Genomic DNA, 16,851 nt, shown 5'->3' on the forward strand with positions numbered 1-16,851 from the left:
TAATTACCTATTTTGCATATATAAATACAGATAAATGACGTTTGATTTAGAGTACAATTCAGAAAGAGACCACTTAATAATTCCGGAATATGGAAGACATATACAAAAATTAATAAATCATTGCATCGCTTTAGAAACAAAAGAGGATAGAAATACAATGGCAAAGGCTATTGTTGATGTAATGGGGAATTTACAACCTCATTTACGCGATGTGCCAGATTTTAAGCACAAACTTTGGGATCAGTTGCATATAATTGCCGATTTTAAATTAGATGCCGATTCACCTTACGAAACTCCATCTAAAGAAGAGTTAACAGAGAAGCCAGAAAAGATGGATTACCCAAAATCTGCTTCAAGATATCGTTATTATGGTAACAATATTCAAACCATGATAAATATCGCATTAAATTGGGAAGAAGGCGATAAAAGAGAGGCTTTGGTATTTACTATTGCTAATCACATGAAAAAATGCTATTTAAATTGGAATAAAGATACGGTTGATGATGCTGTTATTTTTAAGCATTTATATGATTTATCTGATGAGAAAATTGATTTAAGAGAGACAACAGAGAAGTTAGCAGAAAGTAAAAATTTGTTAAGAAAACGTACTACTCAACAAGGAAAAACAAATCATAAAAGTTCTCCTAAAGCAAAAACGAATTACAGTAACAATAAACACAGAAAAAAATAAATGGCATCATTTAAAATTGAAGGAGGTCACAAACTTAGCGGCGTAATAACACCTCAAGGAGCAAAAAACGAAGCACTACAAATTATATGTGCAGTATTATTAACTGCCGAAAAAGTAGTAATTAATAATATTCCGGATATTATTGATGTAAACAAGTTAATTTTTATTTTAGGAGAATTAGGTGTTAAAGTAGAAAAATTAGGAAGTAATTCATATAGTTTTCAAGCAGATGATATAAACCTACAATATTTAGAATCACCTGAATTTAAAAGAGACGGAAGTTCATTAAGAGGATCAATAATGATTGTTGGACCTTTATTAGCACGTTTCGGAAAAGGATATATTCCACGTCCGGGGGGCGATAAAATTGGTCGTCGTCGTTTAGATACGCACTTTGAAGGTTTCATTAATTTAGGAGCCAAATTCCGTTATAATAAAGAAGAATATTTTTACGGTGTTGAAGCTGAAAATGGCTTAGTAGGTACCGATATGCTTTTAGACGAAGCTTCGGTAACAGGAACTGCCAATATTATTATGGCTGCAGTTTTAGCGAAAGGAACGACAACAATATACAATGCAGCCTGCGAACCATATATTCAACAATTATCTAAAATGTTGAATTCGATGGGTGCTAAAATTACAGGAGTAGGCTCTAATTTATTAACTATTGAGGGAGTAACATCTTTAGGAGGATGTGAGCATAGTGTGTTACCGGACATGATTGAAATTGGTAGTTGGATTGGTGTGGCAGCAATGACACGATCTGAATTAACAATTAAAGATGTTAGTTGGAAAAACTTAGGACAAATACCAAGTGTGTTTCGTAAACTAGGAATTCAGTTAGAGAAAAAAGGAGATGATATTTATATTCCGGCACAAGATAGTTATGAGATTCAAAATTATATTGACGGATCTGTTTTAACAGTAGCAGATGCACCTTGGCCAGGATTTACACCAGATTTGTTGAGTATTGTATTAGTTATTGCAACACAAGCAAAAGGAACGGTATTAATCCACCAAAAAATGTTTGAAAGTCGTTTATTTTTTGTTGATAAATTAATTGATATGGGCGCTAAAGTAATTTTATGCGATCCGCATAGAGCAACAGTAATTGGCCATGATTTTAAATCGATGTTAAAGGCAACAAAAATGACTTCACCAGACATTCGCGCAGGAATCTCTTTATTAATAGCAGCTTTATCAGCAAAAGGAACCAGTATTATTAATAATATTGAACAAATTGATAGAGGATATGAAAACATAGAAGCTCGTTTAAAATCTATCGGAGCTAAAATTGAAAGAATAGAAGATTAATAAAATTAAAAAGTAAAAAAATGAAACAGGCCAAGAGTTTATTGTTTTTAATATCGCTACTTGCTTTTTCGAATGTTTTCTCTCAAAATACATTGTTTAAACCAAAGAAGTTTGAGTTGACGTTTAATCAACCAGAAATTTATAAAAACTTAAAAACATTTAGTTATGAAATCCAAGATGATGGAGCTTATTGGAATCATGAGTATAAAGAAGATGAAAAGAAACCTGAAAACTATTTAGATTTTTCAACATTGCAATCTCTAACAGATGGTTTAAAAATTAAAGGACTTAAATCTGTAAAAAAAAATGGTGATATTCAGATAGTTGTTGGTTTTATGGGAGCTCAACTTGAATTTGTAGAAAAAGGTATACAACTTCGAGGTACAATGAATCTTATGGTTATGATAGATGGTAATAAAATGGTTCATAATGAAACTAGAAGAATACAATCTATTGTAATTGATTCTGGAAAATATCCGACAGGAAATAGGTTTTATAGAAATAAAATTAAAGCTATGATATTAACAAATGAAGTACAAGGTTATATCGATAGTCAAATTGGATTACTATTTACAGGTAAGTCTGAAATAGATTTATATTTTGGAGTGTTTAGAAAAGCAAAAAAAGGAAAAGCAAAGGAGTTTAATGATATTTCTAAGCCGCTAATAGAAGAAATTAAAAAAACTAAATCTCCAGAAATTATAGATAAATCTATTGCATATTGGAAAGAACAATTAGATATTGATTATGGTAAAAAACTAAAGTCAAAGAGAAAGTTAAAAGTAATTTACAATAATTTAGCTACAGCTAGTATTTTAAAAGGAGATTTTGAAAAGGCAACTGGATACTCAAAGATAGCTAAAAAGCATTCAGGTTTTTTTGACGTTTTTAATGAAGGATATAAAGATTATGCAAAGAAACTAAAGTATGTAGAAGGAAATATAAACCCCAAAAAACACACTGTAACAAAAGAAGGAAAATTTGCATATGAAATAGAAATTAATGAAGAAGGAAGCTATGATCTTGGTAAAGAAACAACAGCCTTTTCAAAGGTGTTTTTACAAAGGTTTATTTTAATTTCTAACCCTAATTCAGGTATTATGTCTTTAGATGCAGGAGAAAGTCCAACGGCCAAAATTTTTATTGATGGAAAATTAAAATATATCTATAACAGTAACAGTAAACATTCTATAAAACTTAAAAATGGTAAAACTATTGTTTTTAAATTAATTAATGGGAAATATATACCATATGTTACAGTTAATGGAGTTGAAGAAGGGAGATTATTTTAAATTTTATAGAATATAAATAGGTTAAAAAAATCCTCTCAATTTGATGTTTTTTTTATTGTTAGATTATTTAAGTAATCAAAATAAATAGAAGATTAATAAAAGAAGTTAGTTTAAATAAAAAAACAGCAACTTAATCAGTTGCTGTTTTTATTTTTAAGATATCATATTATTATATCTCTTGGTCGCAAGTGTATACTTGTGGACAAGCAATCATTTTATGACAGTAAAAAGGACCTGTTACACGTCCTGCACAATCACAACCACATTGGCTAGGATCTGCTGAAGAGATACCACCTGTTAAGTTTTTTTGTTCTTGTCTAGTTAAAATTGTAGCACCAGTAATACTTAATAAATTGTTTTTCATAATGAGGGACTTAAATGTTAATATTTTATTTCCATAAATATAAGTATTATAATTGTTTAAAAAAAGTATAACTATTTAATATATTTAAATTTTTAAAAAAAAAGTTTAATATGAAGGCTATATTTAGTGTCAACATGACACGATTTTTTTATTGGCAATATTATTGATAAAATTATGCTGAAGAATTTAAAGAAACGATTTACAATGAGTAAAGATCAATATACAAAAGAAGACGAATTAAAAGATGCTATAGACAATGCACCTTTAGAGGAAACACAAGAAGTAGAAGAGGTTGTAGAGAAGGTAGAACCAACTACCGAAGAGTTACTTCAAACAGAAAAAGACAAACATTTACGTTTGTTTGCTGAGTTTGAAAACTATAAAAAGCGTACTTCTAAAGAACGTATGGAGCTTTATAAAACTGCGGGACAGGAAGTAATGACAGTTTTACTGCCAATTTTAGATGATTTTGAACGTGCTTTGACACATGCTGATGATGATAAAGAAGCAGAAGAACTACGCAAAGGGGTATTATTAATTTATCAAAAAATGGTAAAAACTCTAGAGCAAAAAGGATTAACTTCAATTGAAGTAAAGCAAGGTGATGTCTTTGATGCGGAAGTGCACCAGGCAATTACACAAATACCAGCACCTTCAGATGATTTAAAAGGAAAAATTATTGACTGTATAGAAACAGGGTATAAGTTAGGAGATAAAATTATTCGTCATCCAAAAGTAGTGGTTGCACAAGCATAGAAGTGTTACTACTTTTATTTTCAAAGCAATAGCTTTGTGTAGGTATAAGAATAATTTTAAAAAATTGCTTTATTTATTAGGCAATTATAGAATAGAATAAAATGGCAAAACAAGATTACTACGAAGTATTAGGTATTTCAAAATCGGCATCACAAGCAGAGATAAAAAAAGGATATCGTAAAATGGCTATAAAATATCATCCAGATAAAAATCCAGATGATAAAACTGCCGAAGAAAAATTTAAGTTATGTGCCGAGGCATATGAAATACTTAGTGATGACAATAAAAAAGCACGTTACGATCAATATGGTCATGCAGCTTTTGATGGTCCACAAGGCGGCGGTGGCGGTTTTGGCGGTGGCGGAATGAATATGGATGACATATTCAGCCAATTCGGAGATATCTTTGGTAGTGGCGGAGGCGGCTTTGGCGGTTTCGGTGGCGGAGGAGGTCAACGACAAGCCAGGGTTAAAGGATCTAATATGCGAATTCGAGTAAAACTTACTTTAGAAGAAATTGCAAACGGAGTAGAAAAGAAGGTTAAAGTTCGTCGAAAAGTTCAGGCAGACGGTGTTACCTATAAAACGTGTACAACGTGTAATGGTAGTGGGCAGCAAATGCGAGTAACTAATACAATTTTAGGTAGAATGCAAACAGCAACTACTTGTGGTACGTGTCAAGGAGCGGGAGAAATGCTTAACAGCAAGCCAAGCGGTTCAGATGCGCAAGGTTTAATTGTTAAAGAAGAAACTGTTTCAATAAATATTCCAGAAGGAGTTACAGAAGGAGTTCAATTAAAAGTAGGAGGCAAAGGAAACGAAGCTCCAGGTAAAAACTCTATTCCTGGAGATTTATTAGTTTTAATTGAAGAGATTCAGCATGAAACTTTAAAGAGAGAAGGAAGTAACATCCATTACGATTTATATATTAATTTTTCTGAAGCAGTTTTAGGAGTTTCTAAAGAGGTTGAAACGGTAACAGGAAAAGTAAAAATAAAGATAGATGCAGGAACCCAATCGGGTAAGATTTTAAGATTAAAAGGAAAAGGATTGCCTAGTATTGAACGTTATGGTACAGGTGATTTTTTAATACACATTAATGTATGGACGCCTCAAGAATTAACAAAAGAGCAACGTAGTTTTTTTGATAAAATGGTAGCCGATGAGAATTTTAGTCCAAGACCACAGAAATCAGATAAATCGTTTTTTGAAAAAGTAAAAGACATGTTTTCTTAGACTTTTTTTATTCTTAATAATTTAAAAAACCACTCAAATTTTGAGTGGTTTTTTTGTAAAGATTAAAATTTCATTGATTTTTAATAAAAATGTTTTTTTAAGTTAAAAAACTGTAGTATATTTGTACTCGTTTAGAAGACGTTCTAAACACTTTTTCTTTTTCATAGCAATTTTCCCACTCAATTTATTGAGTGGGTTTTTTTATGAAAGTAGTAAATTTTATAAAAATATTTAAGTAGACCGTCTTATCGACTTATATTTAGTATAAGTAGGAAAGTCTGGACACCATAGAGTAGCATAGCGGATAACGTCCGTCCGGTGTAAACCGAGGACAAGTGCAGCAGAAAGTATGTACAGGTAATGCTGTAGTGAAACCAGGTAAACTCTATGCGGTGCAATGTCATGTACATTAGAGCTCGAGCGCTACTCGCGCGATTCTAAGGGGTAGGCAGATTGATTTTACGAGTAATTGTAAAACTAGAGAAATGATAAGAACCTTATTTATAAGGAACAGAATCCAGCTTATAGGTCTACTTTTTTATTTTTATTAAATATAATCATATATATATCAACTTTTAAATGACTTTAAATTGTTAATTATGTAAAAAATTAACAATTACACTTCTTTTTTTTATTAATTTATCTATTTATATTACTTTCTGTTAGTTTTTATTTAGTATTTGATCTAGTTTAGTGATTATTTTTTAAAATAGAGTTGAAAACAGTACTTTTGCACAATGAAAATTACATAATTTTGCTTATGATATTAATATTATCAAAGATATTTGTACCAAAATCGGTTAGAGAATAGGTATAATCAAATAATTGTAATTAGGTGTTTAATGTTTTAAAAAAACCTCTAGAATGAGTATTTATAAAGAGTATATAAAAGAGATAGAAGACAGGAAAATTCAAGAACTTCATCCAAAACCAATTGATGGAGCTGAATTATTAAGCCAAATTATTGAGCAAATAAAAGATTTAGATAATGAATTTAGAGAAGATTCTCTTAATTTTTTCATCTATAATGTTTTACCAGGTACTACAAGTGCAGCAGGTGTGAAAGCGCAATTTTTAAAGGAAATCATTTTAGGAGAATCAATAGTAAAAGAAATTACACCAACTTTTGCTTTCGAACAGTTATCTCACATGAAAGGAGGTCCTTCTGTAAATGTTTTATTAGATCTTGCTTTAGGAAATGATAAAGCTTTAGCAAAACAAGCTGCGGAAGTTCTTAAAACTCAAGTTTTTCTTTACGAAGCAGATACTACTCGTTTAGAAGAGGCTTTTAAATTAGGTAATACTATTGCAAAAGAACTTATTGAAAGTTATGCAAAAGCTGAGTTTTTCACAAAATTACCAGAAATAGATGAGAAAATAGAGGTTGTTACTTTTATCGCAGGAGTAGGTGATATTTCAACAGATTTATTATCTCCAGGAGGTGATGCACACTCGCGTTCAGATAGAGAATTACATGGTCAGTGTTTATTTGAACATAATAAAGAACAACAAAACGAATTAAAAGCAGTACAAGCACAACATCCTGATAAAAGGGTGATGTTAATTGCTGAAAAAGGAACAATGGGTGTTGGCTCTTCAAGAATGTCTGGAGTAAACAACGTAGCATTATGGACCGGTATTAAATCGAGTCCTTATGTACCATTTATTAATATAGCGCCAGCAATTGCAGGTACAAACGGAATATCTCCAATTTTCTTAACAACTGTTGGGGTAACTGGTGGTATTGGGTTAGACCTTAAAAACTGGGTGCAACAAAAAGATGCAGAGGGAAACACAATTCGCGATGAAAACGGAGATCCAGTATTAAAAGAAGAATATTCTGTAGCAACAGGAACAGTACTTACTATTAATACAAAAGAGAAAAAATTATATAACGGAGATAAGGAGTTAAAAGATATTTCTGCAGCATTTACACCCCAAAAAATGGAGTTTATGAAAGCGGGAGGTTCTTATGCTGTTGTTTTCGGTAAAAAATTACAAACTTTTGCTTCAAAAGTATTAAATATTGATGTTGTACCAGTTTATGCACCATCTAAAGAAATTACTATTGAAGGACAAGGATTAACTGCTGTTGAAAAAATATTCAATAAAAATGCAGTTGGTACAACTCCAGGAAAAACGCTTCATGCTGGTTCAGATGTTCGTGTAGAAGTTAATATTGTAGGTTCTCAAGATACTACAGGTTTAATGACTTCTCAAGAATTAGAAATGATGGCTGCAACCGTTATTTCACCAATAGTAGATGGTGCATACCAATCTGGTTGCCATACCGCTTCTGTTTGGGATGATAAGTCGAAAGCGAATATTCCAAGATTAATGAGTTTTATGAACGACTTTGGTTTAATTACTGGTCGTGATCCTAAAGGGAAATATTTCCCTATGACAGATGTTATCCATAAAGTCTTAAACGATCTTACAGTAGGAGATTGGGACATTATTATTGGTGGAGATTCTCATACTCGTATGTCTAAAGGTGTTGCTTTTGGTGCCGATTCAGGAACCGTTGCCTTAGCATTAGCTACAGGTGAGGCAAGTATGCCAATTCCAGAGTCAGTTAAAGTTACTTTTAAAGGACAAATGAAATCTTATATGGATTTCCGAGATGTAGTACACGCTACACAATCTCAAATGTTAAAGCAGTTTGGTGGCGAAAACGTTTTCCAAGGAAGAATTATTGAAGTTCATATTGGAACATTGACAGCCGATGAAGCCTTTACATTTACAGATTGGACTGCAGAAATGAAAGCAAAAGCATCTATCTGTATTTCTGAAGATGATACTTTAATAGAATCATTAGAGATTGCAAAGGGTCGTATCCAAATCATGATTGATAAAGGAATGGACAATGCGAAGCAAGTACTTAAAGGTCTTGTTGATAAAGCAGAAACTAGAATTGTAGAGCTTAAAACAGGTATTAAGCCATCTTTAAGACCAGATGCAAATGCTAAATACCATGCAGAAGTTATTATTGATTTAGATGAAATTGCTGAACCAATGATTGCAGATCCAGATGTAAATAACGACGATGTTTCTAAACGTTATACACATGATAACATTAGACCATTATCTTACTACGGCGGAACTAAAAAAGTAGATTTAGGTTTCGTAGGTTCTTGTATGGTTCACAAAGGAGATATGAAAATATTAGCTCAAATGTTAAAAAACATTGAAGCACAACATGGTAAAGTAGAATTTAAAGCACCTTTAGTAGTGGCACCTCCAACATATAATATTGTAGATGAGTTAAAAGCTGAAGGAGACTGGGAAGTATTACAAAAATACTCAGGTTTCGAATTTGATGATAATGCACCTAAAGGATTGGCACGTACAAAGTATGAAAACATGTTGTACTTAGAGCGTCCTGGTTGTAATTTATGTATGGGTAACCAAGAAAAAGCAGCTCCAGGAGATACAGTTATGGCAACATCAACACGTTTATTTCAAGGTAGAGTTGTAAAAGATTCTGGTGAGAAAAAAGGAGAATCTTTACTATCATCAACTCCCGTAGTAGTTCTATCTACAATTTTAGGAAGAACTCCAACTATGGCAGAATATGAAGCTGCAGTAGATGGTATTGTTTTAACGAAGTTTAAGCCTTCTACAAAACAGTTAGTTAGATAAATATAAACTTATTATATATTATTAAAAGCCTGAATCATATATTCAGGCTTTTTTTATTGTCTTAATTAAGATATTGTAAGAGATATAAAAAACTTATTTTAGAATCAATCTATAATATGGTAACTACTTTTAAAATTACGCTGTATTTTGTATATTACAGGAGTAAATTTTTAAAAAAAAAGTATGGCATTTGATATAGAAATGATAAAGAAGGTTTATGCTACAATGGTTGAACGTGTAGATAAAGCTAAAGTAATTGTAGGGAAACCCTTAACACTTTCAGAAAAGATTTTATATTCTCATCTTTGGGATGAAACTTCTAATAAAGCATTTCAAAGAGGTAAAGATTATGTTGATTTTGCACCAGATAGAATTGCGTGTCAAGATGCTACAGCACAAATGGCTTTATTACAATTTATGCAAGCAGGAAAGCCAAAAGTAGCTGTGCCAACAACGGTACACTGTGATCATTTGATTCAAGCAAAACAAGGTGCACTATTAGATTTAAAACGAGCAAACAAAACAAGTAGTGAAGTTTTTGATTTTTTAGCGTCAGTTTCTAATAAATATGGTATTGGTTTCTGGAAACCAGGAGCAGGAATTATTCATCAGGTTGTTTTAGAAAATTATGCCTTTCCTGGAGGTATGATGATCGGAACCGATTCTCATACAGTGAATGCTGGTGGGCTAGGAATGGTAGCTATTGGTGTAGGTGGAGCAGATGCAGTAGATGTGATGGCAGGAATGGCTTGGGAGCTTAAATTCCCGAAACTTATAGGAATAAAATTAACAGGTAGCTTAAACGGCTGGACTTCTGCTAAAGATGTTATCCTTAAAGTTGCTGGAATTCTTACTGTAAAAGGAGGTACAGGAGCTATTGTAGAGTATTTTGGAGAAGGAGCAAGGAACTTATCTTGTACGGGTAAAGGGACTATTTGTAATATGGGAGCTGAGATTGGTGCTACTACTTCTACTTTTGGTTATGATGAGTCTATGGAGCGTTATTTACGTGCTACCGATAGAAGTGATGTTGCTGATGAAGCTAATAAAGTAAAAAAATATTTAACGGGTGATGATGAAGTATATCAAAATCCTGAAAAATATTTTGATCAAGTTATTGAAATTGATTTAAATACATTACGTCCACATTTAAATGGACCTTTTACACCAGACTTAGCAACGCCTGTTGGTGAGTTAGGAGCAAAAGCAAAAGAGCATGGTTGGCCAATTAAAGTAGATTGGGGACTTATAGGTTCTTGTACAAATTCTTCTTATGAAGATTTAACTAGAGCTGCATCCATCGCAAAACAAGCGGTAGACAAAAAAATCAAACCTCAATCTGATTTTGGAATCAACCCTGGTTCTGAACAAATTCGTTTTACAGCTGAACGTGATGGTGTTTTAAAAATATTTGAAGATTTAAATGCCACGATTTTTACCAATGCCTGTGGGCCATGTATTGGTCAATGGGACAGAAGTGATAGAAAAGGTGAAGAAAAAAATACAATTGTACATTCATTTAATAGAAACTTTTCTAAGCGTGCCGATGGAAATCCAAATACGCATGCATTTGTGGGGTCGCCAGAAATGGTGGCAGCTATTGCAATTTCAGGGCGTTTAGATTTCGACCCAATGAATGATACTTTGATTAATGAAGATGGTGAAGAAATAAAATTAGATGAACCAAAAGGTATTGAGTTACCACCTTTAGGGTTTGATGTTATAGATTCTGGTTATGAAGAGCCTTTAAAAGACGGAAGTGGAGTAAATATTTCAGTAAATCCAACCTCTGAACGTTTGCAATTATTAACTCCATTTACTCCATTAGGAAATAATATAAAGGGAGCTAAACTATTAATTAAAGCGTTTGGTAAATGTACAACAGATCATATTTCTATGGCCGGACCTTGGTTGCGTTATAGAGGACATTTAGATAATATTTCTAACAATTGTTTAATTGGTGCGGTAAATGCTTTTGGTAAAAAAACAAATTTTATTAAAAACCAATTAAATGGTGAATTTGGCGGAGTACCTGATGTAGCTCGTAAATATAAAGCCGCAGGAATACACACAATTGTTGTTGGTGATCATAATTATGGTGAAGGTTCTTCGAGAGAACATGCAGCTATGGAGCCACGTCATTTAGGTGTTGCAGCAGTTATTGTAAAATCTTTTGCGCGTATTCATGAAACAAATCTTAAAAAACAAGGTATGTTAGGTTTAACGTTTGCTAATGAGGCTGACTATGATTTAATTCAAGAAGATGATACTTTTAATTTTGTTGATTTAAACGCATTTTCTCCGGGTAAACCATTAACAATTGAAGTTGTTCATGCTGACGGTTCTAAAGATGTAATTATTGCAAATCACACGTATAATCAAGGGCAAATAGAATGGTATAATGAAGGTTCTGCTTTGAATTTAATTAACAAGCAAAACGCATAATTATATAATAGTATTAATATAAAAGAACTCCAGGTTTTTATCTGGAGTTCTTTATTTTTGTAATATGAAAGATTTACTTAAACAGTTATCAGAAAAACCTTTAAAAGTAATAGATGCATCAATTACTTTTAAAGAATATATTCCGATATCAATTTCATCAGAAAATAAGCAATTAAATTTTGATGTATCATCATCATTAGAATGGGAAATATACATAACAAACTATTTAAAAGAGAAAAAAGCAAAAGTTGCTTTTGGAGGATACTTAGAAAAAAGAGATATTTATAACAGAAGTGAATATTTCACCAAACAATCTAAAGAAAATCAACGAAATATTCATTTAGGTATCGATTTATGGTGTGATGCTAATACAGCTGTTTTAGCTGTTTTAGATGGTGAGGTTCATAGCTTTAAAAATAATACAAATCATGGTGATTACGGACCAACAATAATTTTAAAGCACACTATCGATAATGGCGTTTTTTACTCGCTTTATGGTCATTTATCAGAAGATTCACTTAACAACTTAAGTGTTGGAGATAAAGTATCACATGGTGAAAAAATAGCAGTGTTAGGTGATAACTCAGTAAACGGAGACTATGCTCCTCATTTACATTTTCAACTGATAATCGATATGGAAGGTAACCTAGGGGATTATCCGGGAGTATCTTCAGAAAAGACGCTTAATTTTTACAAGGAAAATTGCCCAAACCCTAATTTATTATTAAAATTGCCAAATGAAGTATAGACAACTTACCAAAGAACAATTTGAAGGATTACATGAAGAATTCGCTCTTTTTTTAGCCTCACAAAGTATCGATGCAAAAGAATGGAAAGAATTAAAAGAAGAAAAACCACAAGTAGCTGAAGATGAAATGAATGTTTTTAGTGATGTTGTTTGGGATGATGTGCTTACTAAAACAGCACATTTAGAACATTTTTCTCCAAAAGTGGTAAACTTATTTAAATGTGATGAAGAAGAAATTCATCGTATTGTTATTAAAATTGATAAAGAAATAAATTTATTGGAACAAGAAGGTTTTGAATGGTTGATGAAAAATCCAAATGACGAAAAAATAGAGTTTTTTACAGGAACCAAAAAATACGAACAAGAAAGAAATACCGAAGTTTTCGATTTGATAGAAAAAGGAAGTACCATTTCTAAAGGCGAGCTATTTGACTATTTTAGCAAGTTAACATCGTAAGTAACTTTTCAGTTCCTAAACTAGCAACGTCTTTAATAATTGTTAAATTACTAAAGGCGTTTTTGTTTACAACAGGTTTTGGATCTATAAAATAAATAGGTGTTTTACCTGAAATATAATCAATTAAACTAGCCGCAGGGTATACTTGCATAGAAGTACCAATAATTACTAAAATATCAGCTTTTAAAGTAATTTCAATCGCTTTGTCAAGCATTGGCACATCTTCGCCAAACCAAACAATATGCGGTCTTAATTGCGATTTTTCTTCACAAATATCACCTAAAATAATATCTTTTGTACAGTTATAAATTAAACTTTCATTAGTCGTACTTCTTGCTTTTAACAATTCGCCGTGTAAATGTAAAACGTTGGTACTTTTAGAACGTTCATGCAAATCGTCTACATTCTGAGTAATAATATCAACATGATAATTTTCTTCTAATTTTACAAGATTGTAATGTGCTTTATTAGGCGAAACAGCAAGTAATTGTCTTCTTCGTTGATTGTAAAAATCGAGTACTAATTCAGGGTTTTTATGAAAACCTTCAGGTGTAGCAACTTCGTAAATATCATGACCTTCCCACAAACCATCATCATCTCTAAAGGTTTTTATTCCGCTTTCGGCACTAATTCCAGCACCAGTTAATATTACGATTCGTTTTTTCATCAGTAAAAGTTTTACCCCTTAAAAATATGAAATTTTAGTATGTTTGTGCTATGATTGACGAAGGATTATTTGCGTATTTAGAAGGTTTTATCACAGATAAAAGAAAAGAAACATTTACGAGAGTATTAAATGAGCGAACGCGTCATTTTGCGGTTGTTTTAGAAGATATTTACCAACCTCATAATGCAAGTGCGGTTGTGAGAAGTTGCGATATTTTTGGAGTGCAAGATGTATATGCGATTGAAAACAAATTTACCAATAAAGTTTCTCGTCATGTAGCAAAAGGAAGTCAAAAATGGTTAAATATTAACCGTTTTAAAGAAGATGGCGATAATACCAAAGCTTGTTTAGAAGATTTACGAGCGAAAGGGTATCAGATAATTGGTACTACGCCACATACCGATTCTTGTGTTTTAGCTGATTTTGATGTTACTAAAAAATCTGCCTTTGTTTTTGGGGCTGAAAAAGACGGAATTTCTGATTACATAAAAGAAGAAGCCGACGGGTTTTTAAAAATTCCGATGGTTGGTTTTACCGAAAGTTTAAATATATCGGTTGCCGCTGCAATTACTTTAAACGATGTAACTTCCCGATTGCGAAAAACATCAGTAAATTGGCAATTAAGCGCGGAGGAGAAAAGAGTTTTATATTTTGAGTGGATAAAAAACACGATTAAGAATCCTGATAAATTAATTGAATATTATCATAAAGAGCTTCGTAAATAATTATATCCTTCAACCTGATTTTTTTCATGTTCTTATAATAGAGTGTGCGTCATTGCGAATAAAATGAAGCAATCTTACTGTAGAGAAAAGAGATTACTTCGTTCATTCTTCTCTCGTAATGACAGTTAATTTATTTAGAACTAATAATTTTTAATACCAACTCTTTAGTCAGTTTTTGTCCGTTGGCTATTTTTTTGATATTGTCAAACGTAAAAACAAAATCACAACCATTTTTATAATTAGAACATCCATAGGCAGATTTTCCTTTTAAAACTGTTCCTTTTTTACATTTCGGACAAGTTATTGTTTCAGAAACTTCAGTTGTTCTCGACTGCGCTCGAACTGATGTTTGTTTTTGTTCTAGTTTTAAATTGAAATTATCATCAAAACGAACCAAGCCTTCAACTTTATCGTTGCCGTGTTTAAAACCTTTTAAATTAGTAGTACATCCTTTGTCAATCAAACGAATTAATTGATTCTCAGATATTTTTTTATCCATAAATTCGAACGGTAATTTAAAATCACATCCGCTTTTATAGCCAGAACATCCGTAGGCGCTACTTCCTTTTAATAACTGTCCGTTTTTACATTTCGGACACTTTTTAGCTACTACTGATTTTTTCTTAGGCGTTGCCTTTTTCGGTTTTGGTTTCGGAGCTTCATTTTCTGAAGACAGCCGTTTTGTTTTGGTGCTAGAACGCACTTCGTACACCAATTCATCTACCATTTTTTTCATGTTGTTGATGAAAGTTCCGGCATTAAATTCCCCTCGTTCAATTTCTTTTAAACGCTTTTCCCAGCGACCGGTTAATTCGGCAGATTTTAGTAATTCATTGTCAATTAAATCAATTAAATCGATTCCTGTCTGTGTAGGAATCACTAATTTTTTTTGACGTTCGATATATTTTCTTCTAAATAAAGTTTCTATTATACTAGCACGAGTAGACGGACGACCAATTCCGTTTTCTTTCATTAATTCACGCATTTCATCATCATCAACCTGTTTACCTGCAGTTTCCATAGCACGTAATAAACTTGCTTCGGTATAATTACGTGGCGGTTTGGTTTCTTTTTCTAAAAAGCTAGGTTCGTGTGGTCCTTTTTCACCTTTTACAAAAGTAGGTAAGGTGTTTGCTTCTGTTTTTTTAGTATCGTTTCCGTGCTCAAAAACAACACGCCATCCTTTAGATACTATTTCTTTTCCGCTTGTTTTAAAAGCTATTTTATCAACTTCACCAATTACCGAAGTGTTAGAAACATCACTTTCTGGATAAAAAACAGCAATAAAACGACGTGTAATAATATCATACACTTGTTGCTGATTATACTGCAAGTTATTCTGAATTCCAGTAGGAATAATGGCGTGGTGATCGGTAACTTTTTTATCGTCAAAAACCTTTTTAGATTTTTTTATTTTTTCTCCTAACAACGGTTTTGTTAACTGACTATAATTGGTCAGTTTGCCTAAAATACCTGCTATTTTCGGGTATACATCATTGGGTAAAAAAGTGGTATCAACCCTTGGATATGTAACAACTTTCATTTCGTAAAGTTTCTGCACCATTTTTAAGGTTTCATCCGCAGAAAAACCGAATTTATTATTACAATATACTTGTAAGCCTGTTAAATCGAATAATTTAGGAGCGTATTCTTTTCCTTTCTTTTTGGTAACCGAAGTAATTTCGAAATCACTTTCTTTTACTTTATCAGCAAAAACCTGACCTTCTTCTTTCTTTAAAAAACGTCCTTCTTCATAGCTAAAAAGCGTATCGCGATATAAAGTTTGCAGCTCCCAATAAGGATGTGGCTTAAAATGCTTAATTTCGTTAAAACGATTTACCAACATGGCTAGGGTAGGAGTTTGCACTCTACCGACGGATAACACTTGCTTATAACCACCGAATTTAACGGTATATAATCGCGTTGCATTTAAGCCTAATAGCCAATCGCCAATGGCACGAGAAAAACCTGCGTAATATAAATTATCGTATTGCTCGGCGGGTTTTAAATTATTAAAACCTTCTCTAATAGCTTCTTCGGTTAGGGAAGAAATCCATAATCGTTGTACTTCTCCTTTGTAATTTGCTTGGTTTATAACCCAACGTTGTATGAGTTCTCCTTCTGTACCAGCATCCCCACAGTTTATAACAACATCAGCTCTGTCAAATAACGATTTAACGATATTGAATTGTTTTTGAATACCACCATCGTTGGTTACTTTGGTATTAAACCGTTCGGGAAGCATGGGTAAGTTGTTTAAATCCCAACTTTTCCAATGCGGTTTGTAATCTTTAGGTTCTAAAAGTGTACATAAATGTCCGAAAGTATAGGTAACCGCATAACCATTACCTTCGAAATAACCATCTCGTTTGGTATTGGCTCCTAATATATTAGCAATTTCTCTTGCTACACTTGGCTTTTCGGCGATACAGACTTTCATTAATGCTATTTAGAAACTCGAAATTACTAAAATATTTATGAATGTTGAATAATGATTTTGATTTGTTTTAATGAA

Annotated in this window: 13 protein-coding genes and 1 other RNA gene; 11 read left to right on the forward strand and 3 right to left on the reverse strand. The window is 32.3% G+C overall.

Annotated elements, in window-relative coordinates; all coding sequences use genetic code 11:
- Nucleotides 1–34: 34 nt before the first annotated feature.
- Genes ACQ629_RS00975 through ACQ629_RS00985 form a run of 3 tightly spaced genes read left to right on the forward strand, consistent with a single transcriptional unit; the run spans nt 35 to nt 3,297 of the window.
- Nucleotides 35–691, forward strand: coding sequence for a DUF4290 domain-containing protein (locus ACQ629_RS00975; protein WP_483706076.1), 657 nt, complete (start codon nt 35–37; stop codon nt 689–691).
- Nucleotides 692–2,005: a UDP-N-acetylglucosamine 1-carboxyvinyltransferase gene (murA, locus tag ACQ629_RS00980; RefSeq protein ID WP_483706078.1), complete on the forward strand. Its 1,314-nt coding sequence runs from the start codon at nt 692–694 to the stop codon at nt 2,003–2,005. It abuts the gene before it with no gap.
- Nucleotides 2,006–2,025: 20 nt separating this feature from the next.
- On the forward strand, nt 2,026–3,297 hold the full coding sequence (locus ACQ629_RS00985) for a hypothetical protein (RefSeq protein ID WP_483706080.1): 1,272 nt from the start codon (nt 2,026–2,028) through the stop codon (nt 3,295–3,297).
- Between the two features lie 169 nt (nt 3,298–3,466).
- Here the strand turns inward: ACQ629_RS00985 and ACQ629_RS00990 are convergent, their stop codons facing one another.
- Nucleotides 3,467–3,661, reverse strand: coding sequence for a hypothetical protein (locus ACQ629_RS00990; RefSeq protein WP_483706082.1), 195 nt, complete (start codon nt 3,659–3,661; stop codon nt 3,467–3,469).
- Between the two features lie 204 nt (nt 3,662–3,865).
- Here ACQ629_RS00990 and ACQ629_RS00995 point away from each other — a divergent pair, with 204 nt between their 5' ends.
- From ACQ629_RS00995 to ACQ629_RS01025, 7 genes are all read left to right on the forward strand, one after another.
- The gene (locus tag ACQ629_RS00995; protein WP_483706084.1) at nt 3,866–4,417 is read left to right on the forward strand and encodes a nucleotide exchange factor GrpE; all 552 of its coding nucleotides are present in this window, start codon (nt 3,866–3,868) and stop codon (nt 4,415–4,417) included.
- Between the two features lie 101 nt (nt 4,418–4,518).
- Nucleotides 4,519–5,652 carry a molecular chaperone DnaJ gene (gene dnaJ, locus ACQ629_RS01000; protein WP_483706086.1) on the forward strand — a complete coding sequence of 378 codons (1,134 nt, stop codon included), beginning with the start codon at nt 4,519–4,521 and terminating at the stop codon, nt 5,650–5,652.
- 232 nt (nt 5,653–5,884) lie between these two features.
- Nucleotides 5,885–6,193, forward strand: an RNA gene (gene rnpB, locus ACQ629_RS01005) — RNase P RNA component class A.
- A gap of 323 nt (nt 6,194–6,516) precedes the next feature.
- Nucleotides 6,517–9,294, forward strand: a complete 2,778-nt coding sequence (locus ACQ629_RS01010; protein WP_483706088.1) for a bifunctional aconitate hydratase 2/2-methylisocitrate dehydratase — start codon at nt 6,517–6,519, stop codon at nt 9,292–9,294.
- 183 nt (nt 9,295–9,477) lie between these two features.
- Entirely contained in the window at nt 9,478–11,739 is a 2,262-nt protein-coding gene (locus ACQ629_RS01015; protein ID WP_483706090.1) for an aconitate hydratase, read from the forward strand.
- Nucleotides 11,740–11,803: 64 nt separating this feature from the next.
- Complete coding sequence (locus ACQ629_RS01020) at nt 11,804–12,487, forward strand: peptidoglycan DD-metalloendopeptidase family protein (RefSeq protein ID WP_483706093.1); 684 nt, start codon at nt 11,804–11,806, stop codon at nt 12,485–12,487.
- On the forward strand, nt 12,477–12,944 hold the full coding sequence (locus tag ACQ629_RS01025) for a DUF6495 family protein (RefSeq protein ID WP_483706094.1): 468 nt from the start codon (nt 12,477–12,479) through the stop codon (nt 12,942–12,944). Before ACQ629_RS01020 ends, ACQ629_RS01025 begins: the two co-directional genes overlap by 11 nt.
- Here ACQ629_RS01025 and ACQ629_RS01030 read toward each other — a convergent pair.
- A complete protein-coding gene (locus ACQ629_RS01030) occupies nt 12,925–13,611 on the reverse strand; it encodes an SIR2 family NAD-dependent protein deacylase (RefSeq protein ID WP_483706095.1) in 687 nt (228 codons plus the stop codon). The two genes, ACQ629_RS01025 and ACQ629_RS01030, sit on opposite strands and share 20 nt — an antisense overlap.
- 50 nt (nt 13,612–13,661) lie before the next feature.
- Here ACQ629_RS01030 and ACQ629_RS01035 point away from each other — a divergent pair, with 50 nt between their 5' ends.
- Nucleotides 13,662–14,336 carry a TrmH family RNA methyltransferase gene (locus tag ACQ629_RS01035; protein ID WP_483706096.1) on the forward strand — a complete coding sequence of 225 codons (675 nt, stop codon included), beginning with the start codon at nt 13,662–13,664 and terminating at the stop codon, nt 14,334–14,336.
- A 130-nt stretch (nt 14,337–14,466) separates the two neighbouring features.
- On the opposite strand, the gene ACQ629_RS01040 is transcribed toward ACQ629_RS01035, so the two are convergent.
- Nucleotides 14,467–16,776: a type IA DNA topoisomerase gene (locus ACQ629_RS01040; protein WP_483706097.1), complete on the reverse strand. Its 2,310-nt coding sequence runs from the start codon at nt 16,774–16,776 to the stop codon at nt 14,467–14,469.
- Nucleotides 16,777–16,851 lie beyond the last annotated feature (75 nt).

It is taken from the genome of Tenacibaculum sp. SM2510 (assembly GCF_057002845.1).

Excerpts from the sequence above, each read along its gene's own strand:
- ACQ629_RS00975 (WP_483706076.1), top strand. The coding sequence starts at position 35 with ATGACGTTTGATTTAGAGTACAATTCAGAAAGAGACCACTTAATAATT.
- murA (WP_483706078.1), top strand. The coding sequence starts at position 692 with ATGGCATCATTTAAAATTGAAGGAGGTCACAAACTTAGCGGCGTAATA.
- ACQ629_RS00985 (WP_483706080.1), top strand. The coding sequence starts at position 2,026 with ATGAAACAGGCCAAGAGTTTATTGTTTTTAATATCGCTACTTGCTTTT.
- ACQ629_RS00990 (WP_483706082.1), bottom strand. The coding sequence starts at position 3,661 with ATGAAAAACAATTTATTAAGTATTACTGGTGCTACAATTTTAACTAGA.
- ACQ629_RS00995 (WP_483706084.1), top strand. The coding sequence starts at position 3,866 with ATGAGTAAAGATCAATATACAAAAGAAGACGAATTAAAAGATGCTATA.
- dnaJ (WP_483706086.1), top strand. The coding sequence starts at position 4,519 with ATGGCAAAACAAGATTACTACGAAGTATTAGGTATTTCAAAATCGGCA.
- ACQ629_RS01010 (WP_483706088.1), top strand. The coding sequence starts at position 6,517 with ATGAGTATTTATAAAGAGTATATAAAAGAGATAGAAGACAGGAAAATT.
- ACQ629_RS01015 (WP_483706090.1), top strand. The coding sequence starts at position 9,478 with ATGGCATTTGATATAGAAATGATAAAGAAGGTTTATGCTACAATGGTT.
- ACQ629_RS01020 (WP_483706093.1), top strand. The coding sequence starts at position 11,804 with ATGAAAGATTTACTTAAACAGTTATCAGAAAAACCTTTAAAAGTAATA.
- ACQ629_RS01025 (WP_483706094.1), top strand. The coding sequence starts at position 12,477 with ATGAAGTATAGACAACTTACCAAAGAACAATTTGAAGGATTACATGAA.
- ACQ629_RS01030 (WP_483706095.1), bottom strand. The coding sequence starts at position 13,611 with ATGAAAAAACGAATCGTAATATTAACTGGTGCTGGAATTAGTGCCGAA.
- ACQ629_RS01035 (WP_483706096.1), top strand. The coding sequence starts at position 13,662 with ATGATTGACGAAGGATTATTTGCGTATTTAGAAGGTTTTATCACAGAT.
- ACQ629_RS01040 (WP_483706097.1), bottom strand. The coding sequence starts at position 16,776 with ATGAAAGTCTGTATCGCCGAAAAGCCAAGTGTAGCAAGAGAAATTGCT.